The following is a 12,117-nucleotide window of genomic DNA, read 5'->3' on the forward strand; positions in this document are numbered from 1 at the left end:
TTAATTGTTAATTTTTACTGAGCCAAATTTATAATATGCATTACACGATCCTTCAGAAGAAACCATTGGAGCTCCCAATGGATTTTCTGGTGTACATTTTCTTGCAAAGTTCAAACAATCAACAGGCTTTTTAATTCCCTGTAGAATTAATCCTGCAATGCATTCAGTATCTATCTCGTCTATCTGTGTATTTAATGAAAATACTTTTTCTGCATCCATATCTTCAAACTCTTTTTTTATTTTTAAGCCGCTATTATTAATAAATCCAATTCCTCTCCATTTTCTATCAACAACTTCAAAGACATCAAACATTATTTTTTTTGCACTCATATTTCCCTCTTCTCGCACAGCTCTTTTATACTGGTTTTCTACATCATATCTACCTTCTTCTAATTGCTTTACTGTCATAAATATTCCTAAAAGAAGATCATTTGGCTCAAAGCCTGTTACAACAATTGGTACTTTATATTTTTTAGCAATAGGAATATACTCCTTAAATCCCATTACAGTGCACACATGTCCAGCGGCAATTATTCCATCTATTTTTGTTAACTGCGATTTAAGAAGAATTTCAATTGCAGGAGGCACAAGAACATGAGCACAAAGAACAAAAAAGTTTTTTAGACCCATTTTTCTTGCTTGAATAATTGAACTTGCTGTAGCTGGTGCAGTAGTTTCGAACCCTATTGCAAAAAATATAATTTTTTTATCGGGATAATCTTTTGCTAATTTTAATGCATCTATAGGTGAATAAATAGTTTTTACATTTGCACCAATTGATTTTGAATATAAAAGACTATATTTAGTACCCGGAACTCTAAGCATGTCACCATATGAAGTTAAAATTACATCTTTATGAAATGAAAGTTGAATTGCTTTATCTATAAATTCTACAGATGTAACACAAACAGGACAACCAGGACCATGGAGTAAAGTAATCTTCTCTGGTAGAATTTCTTCCAATCTATATTTCAAGATTGTGTGAGTTTGTCCACCACAAATTTCCATTATATACCAGTTATGCCTTAATATATTTTTAATTTTATCAACAATTCTTTTTGAATCATCTGCATTTCTATATTCATCAATAAATTTCATTTTTAATTTTCTTCCAGGTTTTTAATTGTATTTAAAATCTCTTCTGCTTCTTTTTCATCCAATTTATTTAAGGCAAATCCAACATGAACCAAAACATAGTCTCCAATTTTAATATCTGGAATCCAATCAACACATACTTCGCGTATGACACCACCAAAATCTACTTTTGCTATTTTTGATTCGGTATCCGTGTTACTTATAGAAATTACTCTACCTGGTATTGCAAGACACATGTTTTTCAATCCTTTCTTTAATAATGCTATGATTTGAACAACTTGATATTTTACCTTTGGTAAGTAAATAGGCAGCTATTTGTCCAGCTGAAATACCACCATCATTTGGTGGAATTTTTTGATGACAATAAACTTTTATATTATTATTACTCAATAACTCAATTGTTTTTTCTGTAAGTAATTTATTCTGGAAACAACCACCACTTAATAGAACTTTATTAGAGTTAGTAATCTTAGCAACTTCCAAAATTATATTAGCCAATGTATTATGAAACTTTGCAGCAATTATAAATTTACTTACTCCATTATCTATATCACTCATTGCTTCTAAAAAAATTTTTTGCCAATCGATTATAATTTTGTCTTTAAATATTATTTCATAATCATAACTTTCATTTATTTTTTCGTCTGCTGCAAATTCGAGCATCATTGCGGCCTGTCCTTCGTAAGATGAGATATGACAAATATTCAACAAAGAAGAAAAAGCATCAAATAATCTTCCCACACTGGAAGTTTGTGGAGTATTTATTTTATTAATAACAGCTTTTTTAATTATTTCCAGTTCGTTAATTGTAAAAGAATTCAATAAGAATCTTAACTGGTTATTGTTCAATGAATAATTAAAAATCTCAAATAAAATTCCTGCAAGAGTTCTTCGAGGTTCTCGAATTGCAATTTCGCCACCTGGCAATGGAAATGTTTTGAATTGACCTATATGGATTGCTTTGTTTTCATCCACAATAAAAAATTCTCCACCCCAAATATTGCCATCAAGTCCATAACCAGTACCATCCCAGCTTATACCGAGAGCTAATCCTTCAACTTCATTTTCTAATTTACAGGCAGCTACATGTGCATAATGATGCTGAATATGAATTATATTTTTACTTATTGATTCTCCATACTTAGTAGATAAATATTCTGGATGAATATCACATAAAATTAAAGGATTCGATGAAAGTTTATTTAATTCTGTCAAGTTATTAATGGTTTTAATAAATGCATTATATGTTTCGGAAGTTGATAAATCACCAATATGTTGACTTAAAATAATTGCATTATTCTTTTTTATTGCTATTGTATTTTTAATGTGTGAACCTAAAGCCAAAATTTCTTTTTCTGATGAAACTTTTTCATCGATTAAAATTGGTAAAGGTGCAAAGCCTCTTGCTCTTCTAAGAATTACCTGTTTGTTATTTATAATTCTTACAATCGAATCATCCACATGTCTTACAATTGGTCTATTATGAACGACGAAATAATCAGCAATATTTTTCAGTCTTATTAAAGCTTCTTCATTTTCGATGCAAATTGGTTCTTCAGAAAGGTTTCCACTTGTTGCAACAACTGGTTTATTTAATTTATTCATTAATAAATGATGCAAAGGTGAATAAGGTAACATAATACCGAGATATGGATTATGTGGTGCACATTCATCTGAGATTATTTTTTGATCGATATTTTTTCTTTTTAATAAAACTATTGGACTTTCATTAGAAAGCAAAGCTCTTTTTTCTAAAGTAGATACATAACAGATTTCTTCTACATAATTATAATTCGGAAACATGAGAGCAAATGGTTTTTCACTTCGTTGTTTACGAACTCTTAATCTCTTAATAGCATCTGAATTAGAAGCATCAACAATTAATTGAAATCCACCAATACCTTTTAATGCAACAATATTTCCTTTAAGAATTAATTCTGCTGCATAACTAATTACTTCATTCCCTTCAATCAAACAAAAACCATTTTTATCCCAGAGTTGAAGTTTTGGTCCACATACTGGACAGGCAATTGGTTCGGCATGAAATCTTCGATCAAAAGGATTTTCATACTTTGCACGACATTCGTTGCACATATTAAAAATTTTCATTGATGTATTCTCTCTATCATACGGCATTGATTCAATAATCGAATAGCGAGGACCACAGTTTGTACAATTTATGAAGGGATATAAATATCGTCGATTGTTTTTATCAAACATTTCATTCAAACATTCACTGCATACAGCAATGTCGGGGGGAATTATAATATTAAATTTGCCATCAGTTTTACTTTCAATTATCTTGAACTCCGAGTAACCAATTAAATCTAATTCAGAGTATTCAAGTCCAGATATAAATGAAATTTCTGGTTTATTAGTATAAATTGAAGAAATGAAATTTTTCAGTGATTCTTCATTTCCCTCTACATCAATAAGAACACCAGGCAGTGAATTACATACATATCCCTTCAAATCATAAATTGAGGCTAATCTATAAATAAAAGGTCTAAAACCAACACCCTGTACTTTGCCTCTTATTTCAATTTTGAACCTTGTTTTCACTTTTTATATTTAAAATCCACTCACACAAATTTTCAACACCAATGTTCTCAGTACAGGAAGTTTCAAAAATTTTTAATCTCGGGTTTATGGATAATGCATTATTTTTTATTACTTCAATTGAAGAATTTATATATGGCAATAAATCTATTTTATTTATAACTAATGCGGAAGATTTCAAGAAGGCTAATGGATATTTTAGTGGTTTATCATCTCCTTCGGTAGTGCTCAGTATAATAACTTTAATATTTTCACCAAGATCAAAACCTGCTGGACATACAAGATTACCAACATTTTCTATAATCAAAATATCAAAATCATAATCGCATAATTTTAAGAAAGCTTCTTTAACCAAAATTGCATCAAGATGACAGGCACCATTTGTTATTATCTGTGTAACTGGTACTCCATATTTTTCAATTCTTTCTGCATCCAGTTTTGTTTGAAGGTCTCCCTCAATAACTGCAATCCTGATTTTATTACGAAGGAATTCTATCATTCTTTCTATTAAACTTGTTTTCCCTGAACCTGGAGAACTCAGCATATTAATTGCAAAAATATTTTTTTCTTCAAATGCTTTTCTGTTTGACTGTGCTACAATATCGTTCTTTTCTAAAATTTTTCTTTCAACAACTTTTATACTCATTTATTCAACTCCATTTCATCATCTAATTCTAATTCATCAATATAAAGTTCTAAGCCATTTATTATACTTACATCATACGAACCGCAATCGGGACAGCAAATAATATTCTCTTCTAATTCAACTTCTTTATTACATTGAGAGCATTTTATTCTAACAGGTATAATCTGAACTATCAGCTCAGCATTTCTCAAGGATGAGTTTTCTGTCAACAGTTTAAAACAAAATTGCAAAGAATCAACACAAACATTGCTCAGCTTTCCAATTTTTAGCTTAACAGATTTTACGGGAACAGTATTTTCTTGGGGGAGATATTGTTCAGAAATTTCTATTATCTCCTGAGCAATGCTTAATTCATGCATTTTGTGCTCAGTTTAACTTGCAAATCTAAATTTAATATATGAATTTTAAATAAAAGATAACAGTGTATAATTTAAATGAATAATCTATCTTTTTATCATCTAAATTATTATGAATAATTCATTATTATTTCTCTCAATTACAACTGCCTTTGTAGGTTTTTCTCACACAGTTTTAGGACCAGATCATTATCTTCCTTTTATAGCAATTGCAAAATCAAGAAATTGGTCATTAAAAAAGACAATCTTTATAACTTTTTTATGTGGTATAGGTCATATTCTTAGCTCTGTGATTATTAGTTTCATTGGAATAATATTTGGGTTTGCCCTGAACAGTCTAAAAATAATTGACTCAATTCGTGCAGAAATTGCAGCATGGTTATTAATATGCTTTGGATTAATTTATTTTTTATTGGGTATAAAAAAATGCTGGAGAAAAAAATCTAAAATAGTGGTTGATAATTATCATTCTAACCTGGATGTGATTAAAACAAAAAATAATTTTGAAGAAAAACTTGATAAGAAAAATGTTACAGCATGGATACTCTTTATTATTTTCATATTTGGTCCCTGTGAAAGTTTAATCCCTCTTTTACTTTATCCTTCTATACAAAACAATTTGTTTGCAATAATAATTATCACGTTAATATTCTCAATTACAACTATTGGAACAATGTTAATCATAGTGATAACAATATACTCAGGTTTGTCACTAATAAAACTGGAAAGTTTAGAAAAATACTCTTTTATAGCTGCTGGCTTTTTAATACTTATTTGTGGATTAGCCATTGAATTCTTGGGATTATAAATACATCTATGTCAATTGAATAGCTTTGCCAATTTAATCTCTTTATTAAAATTACTTGTCAATAGAAGAACTTATTTTTCAAATAAACATTTCAAGAAGTTTAAAAAGTAATTTATTTAATCATCACCAGAAGCATCTTCGACTTTTGTAATGCTTTTAAACCATGTGGAATATTTGCTGGCATAACTATCATTTCTCCAGTTGTTATGTTATAAATTTCGTCTCCAATCTTAATTTCCATTTCTCCTTCTATTAAATAAACAAAAGCATTATATGGTGATGTATGCTCAGAAAGTGATTCGTCTTTATCAAATGCAAATAGTGTAAGATTACCACATTGATTTTTAATTATTTGTTTGCTGACAATTGAACCTTCTTGAAATGCAATGGCTTCAATCAATTTTTGCTTCTGAATATTTTCTGTCATTGTTTCACCTAATTTTAATGTAAATGCTGGTTAAGAGAATTTTCAACATGATGAATAAAATGCATATTAAAATATTTTTTCCTCATTTATAATATTTATTTCATAATCTTAATCATATATATCTTCTATTATTTCTGAAAGTGCTCGAGCATTATTTAGTTTTAGTTCTTTTGAAGAAAAAAGAAGTGTTATAGTTTTATGTTCTTTTTCTAATTTTTTTATTTGCTTCAATAAATCCTCTTTTCCAGAAAGTTCTTTCTTATATTTTTCTTTAAATAATTCCCACTTTTTATGGTCATGCGAATACCATTTTCTTAATTCATTACTTGGTGCAATATCTTTTAGCCATAAATCGACTTTTGCTTTTTCTTTTTTTAATCCTCTTGCCCAGAGTCTATCAACAAGAATTCTAAATCCATCATCATCAGATGGCTTATCGTAAACACGTTTAATTTTTATCATAATTATTTTTATGAAATATTGTCAGATGTTATAATTATTGCACCTGCATTTTCCATATCTTTAAATGCATTTTCTACATCATCTTCGTGTTGATAAATTCCTTCTACTCCATCTTTTATTACATAAGTTTTGAATCCATATTTTATAGCATCGAGAACTGTTTGCTTTACACAATATTCTGCTGTCAAACCAGTTACATAAAATTCATCAATATTATTTTTCTTAAGATAGTCAACTAAATTTTCATTGGTGGCTTCGAATGCTGAATAACCATCATCTTTATCACCAGTTCCTTTAAGAAATATTTTGTTAATTTTATCTGTATTTAATCTTGCTGGAAAATCTGCACCATAAGTTCCCTGGATACAATGTTTAGGCCATTTATTAAAGTGAACAGAATTTTCAGGATGCCAATCTTTTGATGCAAGTACAAAGTCAAATTTGTCCATAATTTTATTAATTACAGGAATTATAATATCACCTTTTGGTGTTGGAAGTGCGCCTCCAGGGCAGAAATCATTTTGTAAATCAACTATAAATAGAGCTCTCATTTCACACCTCCTTTCATTTTTCTAATAAATTCATCTCGCAAGTTTTTCAATTTTGTACTTATACCAACTTTATAAACATGTGGATATTCAAATCGCTTATGTTCTTCGGGAAGGAGCGAAAATCTATAATTAGTAAATTCAGCAATTTCTTTTGTCGATTTAATGTTCATTAAAACTTTTCCACTTTCATACACTTTAGAAATTAACAATTCTTTTTTCAAACCTGTTAAGTTACATTGTTTATAAATATCAAAAGGATGATGCATGATATCAATTTCATCTTCATCATTTAATGCAATACAATCTGCATAAAATTTATTTTCGCCATTGTAATATCTGAAAATTGTTTTAATACCTGGAAGTGTAACTTTACTTACATCATCAGATACTTTTATTACTGGTTTATTATCTGTCATACTGATTTTATAAACACCATCAAGTGCTGCATCATTTTTACCTGTAATTAAATTTGTTCCGACACCAAAAGCATCAATAGGAGCTCCCTGTTCAATTAGACTTTTTATTAAATATTCATCAAGTTGATTTGAAGCAATTATTTTAACATAATTCAATCCTGCATCATCAAGCATTTTTCTTGCTTTTTTTGATAAATAAGCTAAATCACCACTATCAAGTCTAATTGCACTGAGTTTATAACCTTTTTCTTCTAATTCTTTTGCAACTTTAATTGCATTTGGAATCCCACTTTTCAATGTATCAAAAGTATCAACTAACAAAACACAATTTTGGGGATAAAGTTCTGCAAATTTTCTAAACGCAATCAATTCATCTTCAAAGCTTTGTATCCAAGAATGAGCTTGTGTACCTGTAGGATTAATATCATAAATAAATGCACTCAAAACATTTGATGTGTTATCAACTCCACCTATCACAGCAGCTCGACTTGCAAAGATTGCAGAAAGTCCCTGTGCTCTTCTCAAACCAAAGTCGGCTACTTTTCTATTACCAGCCGAGTATCTTATTCTTCTTGCTTTTGTTGCAATGAGTGATTCAAAGTTAATTACATTCAATAAAAGTGATTCAATAAGTTGAGTTTCGATTATATTTCCTTCTACTCTTACTACAGGTTCATACGGAAAAACAATTTCGCCTTCGTTTACAGAAAAAATAGTTCCTTTAAATGAAAAACTTTTTAAATAATCAATAAATTCATCTTTAAAACCAAGTTGATTTAAATAATCAATTGATTCGTCATCAAACTTAAAATCGTTGAGCAATTCAAAAAGATCATTTAAACCAGCAAAAATTGTATAGCCAGATTTAAAAGGATTATTTCTGAAAAAGTAATCAAAATTAGCTTTTAAGTTACCTCTTCCAGTAAGGAAGTATCCCTGTGCCATTGTTAATTCATAAAAGTCAAGATATAAGCCCAGTGATTTTTTAATAATACTCATAATTTGATTTTTTTGATTAAACACATATTAAATTATAGAAATATGAAAAAAATTGCACAACAATAACTAACATAACTATGGCTAAAACATAAACCTTCTTCATTCTCTCACAAAAATACAAACACACCAGTAATAAATATTTTTACAGTAATTGAACTAATAAATTTTAATATATGTTATAACATTTGTATTAATTAGTAATAATATTTAAAAATAATTGGAGGTAAAATGAAAAAGTTATTATTCATATTATTAGCTTTATCAATCACATCACTGCAGGCACAAACCAAATGGACTTTTGATAAAGCACATTCAAAAGTACAGTTCAAAGTTGCTCATATGGTTATTTCAGAAGTTACAGGTCAATTTAAAAGTTATGATGGTACAGTAGAAACAACAAAAGACGATTTTACTGATGCCAAAGTAAATTTCACAATTGATGTTAATAGCATTGATACAGATAACGAACAGAGAGATAAACACCTTAAATCTGACGACTTCTTCAATGCTGAGAAGTTTCCCAAGATTACTTTTGTAAGTAAGTCATTTAAAAAAGTAGGAGACAAGAAATATAAATTAACAGGTGATTTAACAATTCGAAATTTCACAAAACAAGTAGAATTAGATGTAACCTATAATGGTACTGTTAAAGATCCATGGGGCAATACACGAGCAGGTTTCAAAGTTACAGGAAGAATAAATCGTTTTGATTATGGTCTCAAATGGAATGCATTACTTGAATTAGGTGGAGCTGTTGCTGGAGAAAATGTCGATATAATAATAGACGCAGAAATAATAAAATCATAATGAAACTTGAAAAAGAAATAAAGCAAAAAAAATTCAGAAATGAATTTCATAAGCTGGCTGTGAATATTATTTATACTCACAGCTTGCTTCAATATTATCATAAAAAAATCTTCGACAGGTTTGATATTACAGGAATTCAATTCAATATACTGAGAATTTTACGAGGTCAATATCCTGAACCAGCAAGTATCAACTTAATTAAAGAGAGAATGCTCGATAAAATGAGTGATGTCTCTCGATTGGTTGATAGACTTGTTACAAAAGAACTTGTTGAAAGGAATATTTGTCCAAATAACAGAAGAAAAGTTGATGTTAAAATTACCGATAAGGGATTAAAACTGCTTTCTGAAATCGATAAGTTGAACGAAACATTTGACAATATTTTTCAGAACATAACAAAAAAAGAAGCTAAAACCATTAATGATTTACTTGATAAACTTAGAGGATGAATTTTTAATTCTCCAAAAGTTTATTTGTATAGCATATAATTCAAACTTATTAAAAACTTTAGTTCTGTAATTCCAGAGAATTAATATCAATAATTATATCTATCAAAATATAGATTAATCTTTTGAATACCTTCTATTTTTTGAAGTTCATCCATTATTAATTTACTATCAAATCTTTTATGCACTCGTAAATAAATATTATAATCAATACTACCATCCGCATTAGATTTTATGTTTAATGTTTCATAGCTTTTACAATATTTCAATAATATTCTCGATAAGCTTTCGGTTAAAGGTTTATCATTGAGATATGAAAAACTTAGCATATATTGATTTGTAAAGAAATATCTATAATTAAATTTAGAAAATGCAATTAGAACAAATCCTATCAATATAGTTCCAGCAATTGCAAGTTTATGATAACCAACTCCTGCTGCCATTCCAATTGCGAGACTGAAAAATATATAAACTATATCAACCGTATCTTTAATTGCCGTTCTAAAACGAATGATTGACAATGCACCCACAAGTCCAAATGCACGGGCAAGATTATTCCCGATAACCATTATAACAAAAGCAGTGATAATAGATAAATAAATCAGTGAATGGACAAAACTTTCCGTATAACCTGGTCCTCTATATGTAAATCGATAGATAAGAGATACAACAAAACTACACACAAGACTTATCAATATATTTGTAATAATTTCTATTAGTGTAGGCGGAAATACACTAATAGATTGTAAATTTTCAAACATTCCTCTCTCTCAAGAATTTTATTATTTATTTTATAAAACTTTATCGACGCTCAATGTATACTTTGATATTGCCTCTTTCTTTAAATTATATTTATTTATTACTACCCGAAGCCAGGAAGGTAATGCTTTATAAAGTTTAATTTCCAATATAAAGTAGTTATTAAAAATTAATTCTGTCTTCTGGTTACTAAAAAGATTTTCGATATCATTTGTTAAGAAACATCTGAGATTCATATCAAAAGTAACTCTTAATCCTGATCCAAATTTACATTCAAACGCTTCCCTTTCATAAATAACATTGACTACTGGTTGTAAATTATTTCCTATGTAATAAAAAATAAAATTTTTTGCTGCTTTTATTCTATCTTCATATTCTATGCTATGATTAACAATTTTTGATAAGTCTTGTGAAATCAAAAATTCCTTAACATCACTGAACCGAATAGGAAAGCGATTCTTCGAAATATAATTTTCATTTTTTCTTTTTATTTCCAAGAAAACATTTACATCTTCATTGAATTCATTATAACCACGTATACGAAACTTATTTCTTATTTTTAATCCAGATAATTTTTCATGATATGATGTTAAGTCTGGTGTGTCAAGATAAATACTTCTAACTGTATATACTTTATTTGTACTTAAAGCAGAATGTATATCATAATCAAAATAAGGAATTATATCTTCTTTTAATTTCTCTTTAAGTTCTACTGGAACTAAATATTTTAATTCGATTCTCTGCATTTATGAGTTTAGTAATCTTTTAATTGATTCCAGAAGTGAAATTTTTCGAACATTAATTTCAGAGTTAACCAGCATTCCAGGCAAAAATATTCCTTCTTTATTATTTAATTTAATTGAAATAAAAATCACCTGTTGATTATTTAGTAACTTCACTTCATTACTTATTGCAACTATTGTAGCAGTGTAATTCTTCTTTAAATCCGGGAAAAATATATTTACCGATTGATTGTTCTTCAATGCTTCGAGATCTGTAATTCTTATTGGAACATGGAGAATTACTTCATTAATATTAATTAAGGTCATTAGTGTGTCGGGGGAATAAACATTTTCTTTATAACCTGAGATAGGGGATGTAATTATTAAATTAGTTTTTCTGTTTTTCAAAATTTTTAATCTGTTTTCAAGTGCAATAATTTGTGTTTTTATTAAACTAATTTCTTGCGGCTTAACACCTGTAGATAAGTTTTCGAGTTGTGCTTTATAAATGTTTTTTTCGATTTCATATAAATCAAGCAACCATTTTTGCGTTTCAAATTCCTGCTTTGAAATTAAATCTTTCTCGTACAACGAATTTGCTCTCTGAAAAAGTATTTTTTGCTGATTTATTTTTTCTTCAATATAATTTAATTTATTCCTTGCTTCTTTAATCAAAGATTCTTTTTGACCTGTTGATTGAGCAACTAAATTTTCTTTTGCTATTTTAAATTCTCCTTCTAATTCAGATAATCTTTCTTCTACATTACTTGATAAAATTGTAAGTATAGTATCTCCCTTATTAAAGTATTTTTTCTTTTTTGCATCAAAAGATAACTTTAGAGATACAAACTCACCTCTTTCAAATTGATTAAGATTATATTGAATAACATGCCCGCTTTCATAATCAATTAATCGTGAAGTAATTTGACCATTATTACCTCTTTCAAGTATCCATTTTTCTTTTGGAAATACTTCTCCAATTGATTCAATTGAGAAATTAAATTTCACATAAAATGAGAGGAATAATATTATAATCCCTAATGGGATCAATAAATAAAGTAGAA

15 protein-coding genes are annotated in these 12,117 nt (G+C 28.4%); 3 read left to right on the plus strand and 12 right to left on the minus strand.

Translation table 11 applies throughout. From position 1 onward, the window contains the following. The 5 genes from hypD to hypA are packed head-to-tail and all read right to left on the minus strand — an operon-like array spanning position 1 to position 4,659. Positions 1-1,098 carry a hydrogenase formation protein HypD gene (hypD, locus tag VJY38_RS05220; protein ID WP_353679612.1) on the minus strand — a complete coding sequence of 366 codons (1,098 nt, stop codon included), beginning with the start codon at positions 1,096-1,098 and terminating at the stop codon, positions 1-3. 2 nt (positions 1,099-1,100) lie between these two features. Continuing rightward, positions 1,101-1,331: a HypC/HybG/HupF family hydrogenase formation chaperone gene (locus tag VJY38_RS05225; protein ID WP_353679613.1), complete on the minus strand. Its 231-nt coding sequence runs from the start codon at positions 1,329-1,331 to the stop codon at positions 1,101-1,103. After that, on the minus strand, positions 1,309-3,657 hold the full coding sequence (gene hypF / locus VJY38_RS05230) for a carbamoyltransferase HypF (RefSeq protein ID WP_353679614.1): 2,349 nt from the start codon (positions 3,655-3,657) through the stop codon (positions 1,309-1,311). Before hypF ends, VJY38_RS05225 begins: the two co-directional genes overlap by 23 nt. Next, complete coding sequence (gene hypB / locus VJY38_RS05235) at positions 3,635-4,300, minus strand: hydrogenase nickel incorporation protein HypB (protein ID WP_353679615.1); 666 nt, start codon at positions 4,298-4,300, stop codon at positions 3,635-3,637. The genes hypF and hypB overlap by 23 nt, the downstream gene beginning before the upstream one ends. Then, entirely contained in the window at positions 4,297-4,659 is a 363-nt protein-coding gene (hypA, locus tag VJY38_RS05240) for a hydrogenase maturation nickel metallochaperone HypA (protein WP_353679616.1), read from the minus strand. Before hypA ends, hypB begins: the two co-directional genes overlap by 4 nt. 109 nt (positions 4,660-4,768) lie before the next feature. Between hypA and VJY38_RS05245 the strand changes: the two genes are divergently transcribed. Then, entirely contained in the window at positions 4,769-5,464 is a 696-nt protein-coding gene (locus tag VJY38_RS05245; RefSeq protein WP_353679617.1) for an urease accessory protein UreH domain-containing protein, read from the plus strand. A 112-nt stretch (positions 5,465-5,576) separates the two neighbouring features. On the opposite strand, the gene VJY38_RS05250 is transcribed toward VJY38_RS05245, so the two are convergent. The 4 genes from VJY38_RS05250 to VJY38_RS05265 form a co-directional block, all read right to left on the minus strand. Continuing rightward, a complete protein-coding gene (locus tag VJY38_RS05250; RefSeq protein ID WP_353679618.1) occupies positions 5,577-5,891 on the minus strand; it encodes a cupin domain-containing protein in 315 nt (104 codons plus the stop codon). Between the two features lie 108 nt (positions 5,892-5,999). After that, positions 6,000-6,353 carry a DUF488 domain-containing protein gene (locus VJY38_RS05255; protein WP_353679619.1) on the minus strand — a complete coding sequence of 118 codons (354 nt, stop codon included), beginning with the start codon at positions 6,351-6,353 and terminating at the stop codon, positions 6,000-6,002. A gap of 8 nt (positions 6,354-6,361) precedes the next feature. Next, entirely contained in the window at positions 6,362-6,904 is a 543-nt protein-coding gene (locus tag VJY38_RS05260; RefSeq protein ID WP_353679620.1) for an isochorismatase family protein, read from the minus strand. Continuing rightward, positions 6,901-8,319 (minus strand): nicotinate phosphoribosyltransferase, encoded by a 1,419-nt coding sequence (locus VJY38_RS05265; protein ID WP_353679621.1) that lies wholly within the window; start codon positions 8,317-8,319, stop codon positions 6,901-6,903. The genes VJY38_RS05260 and VJY38_RS05265 overlap by 4 nt, the downstream gene beginning before the upstream one ends. Positions 8,320-8,547: 228 nt before the next feature. Here VJY38_RS05265 and VJY38_RS05270 point away from each other — a divergent pair, with 228 nt between their 5' ends. Together VJY38_RS05270 and VJY38_RS05275 are read left to right on the plus strand one after the other, a co-directional pair. Continuing rightward, complete coding sequence (locus tag VJY38_RS05270) at positions 8,548-9,126, plus strand: YceI family protein (protein ID WP_353679622.1); 579 nt, start codon at positions 8,548-8,550, stop codon at positions 9,124-9,126. Then, on the plus strand, positions 9,126-9,575 hold the full coding sequence (locus tag VJY38_RS05275; RefSeq protein ID WP_353679623.1) for a MarR family winged helix-turn-helix transcriptional regulator: 450 nt from the start codon (positions 9,126-9,128) through the stop codon (positions 9,573-9,575). Before VJY38_RS05270 ends, VJY38_RS05275 begins: the two co-directional genes overlap by 1 nt. 86 nt (positions 9,576-9,661) lie before the next feature. Here the strand turns inward: VJY38_RS05275 and VJY38_RS05280 are convergent, their stop codons facing one another. Genes VJY38_RS05280 through VJY38_RS05290 form a run of 3 tightly spaced genes read right to left on the minus strand, consistent with a single transcriptional unit; the run spans position 9,662 to position 12,061 of the window. Continuing rightward, on the minus strand, positions 9,662-10,333 hold the full coding sequence (locus VJY38_RS05280; protein WP_353679624.1) for a DUF4956 domain-containing protein: 672 nt from the start codon (positions 10,331-10,333) through the stop codon (positions 9,662-9,664). A 30-nt stretch (positions 10,334-10,363) separates the two neighbouring features. Then, entirely contained in the window at positions 10,364-11,077 is a 714-nt protein-coding gene (locus VJY38_RS05285) for a VTC domain-containing protein (protein ID WP_353679625.1), read from the minus strand. After that, positions 11,078-12,061: an HlyD family secretion protein gene (locus VJY38_RS05290; protein WP_353679626.1), complete on the minus strand. Its 984-nt coding sequence runs from the start codon at positions 12,059-12,061 to the stop codon at positions 11,078-11,080. Positions 12,062-12,117 lie beyond the last annotated feature (56 nt).

It is taken from the genome of Rosettibacter firmus, from assembly GCF_036860695.1.
Lineage (GTDB): Bacteria > Bacteroidota > Ignavibacteria > Ignavibacteriales > Melioribacteraceae > Rosettibacter > Rosettibacter firmus.

Coding starts and splice junctions, on each gene's coding strand:
- VJY38_RS05265 (WP_353679621.1), bottom strand. CDS start 8,319: ATGAGTATTATTAAAAAATCACTGGGCTTATATCTTGACTTTTATGAA.
- VJY38_RS05285 (WP_353679625.1), bottom strand. CDS start 11,077: ATGCAGAGAATCGAATTAAAATATTTAGTTCCAGTAGAACTTAAAGAG.
- hypD (WP_353679612.1), bottom strand. CDS start 1,098: ATGAAATTTATTGATGAATATAGAAATGCAGATGATTCAAAAAGAATT.
- VJY38_RS05270 (WP_353679622.1), top strand. CDS start 8,548: ATGAAAAAGTTATTATTCATATTATTAGCTTTATCAATCACATCACTG.
- VJY38_RS05280 (WP_353679624.1), bottom strand. CDS start 10,333: ATGTTTGAAAATTTACAATCTATTAGTGTATTTCCGCCTACACTAATA.
- VJY38_RS05250 (WP_353679618.1), bottom strand. CDS start 5,891: ATGACAGAAAATATTCAGAAGCAAAAATTGATTGAAGCCATTGCATTT.
- hypA (WP_353679616.1), bottom strand. CDS start 4,659: ATGCATGAATTAAGCATTGCTCAGGAGATAATAGAAATTTCTGAACAA.
- VJY38_RS05260 (WP_353679620.1), bottom strand. CDS start 6,904: ATGAGAGCTCTATTTATAGTTGATTTACAAAATGATTTCTGCCCTGGA.
- VJY38_RS05225 (WP_353679613.1), bottom strand. CDS start 1,331: ATGTGTCTTGCAATACCAGGTAGAGTAATTTCTATAAGTAACACGGAT.
- VJY38_RS05275 (WP_353679623.1), top strand. CDS start 9,126: ATGAAACTTGAAAAAGAAATAAAGCAAAAAAAATTCAGAAATGAATTT.
- hypB (WP_353679615.1), bottom strand. CDS start 4,300: ATGAGTATAAAAGTTGTTGAAAGAAAAATTTTAGAAAAGAACGATATT.
- VJY38_RS05255 (WP_353679619.1), bottom strand. CDS start 6,353: ATGATAAAAATTAAACGTGTTTACGATAAGCCATCTGATGATGATGGA.
- VJY38_RS05245 (WP_353679617.1), top strand. CDS start 4,769: ATGAATAATTCATTATTATTTCTCTCAATTACAACTGCCTTTGTAGGT.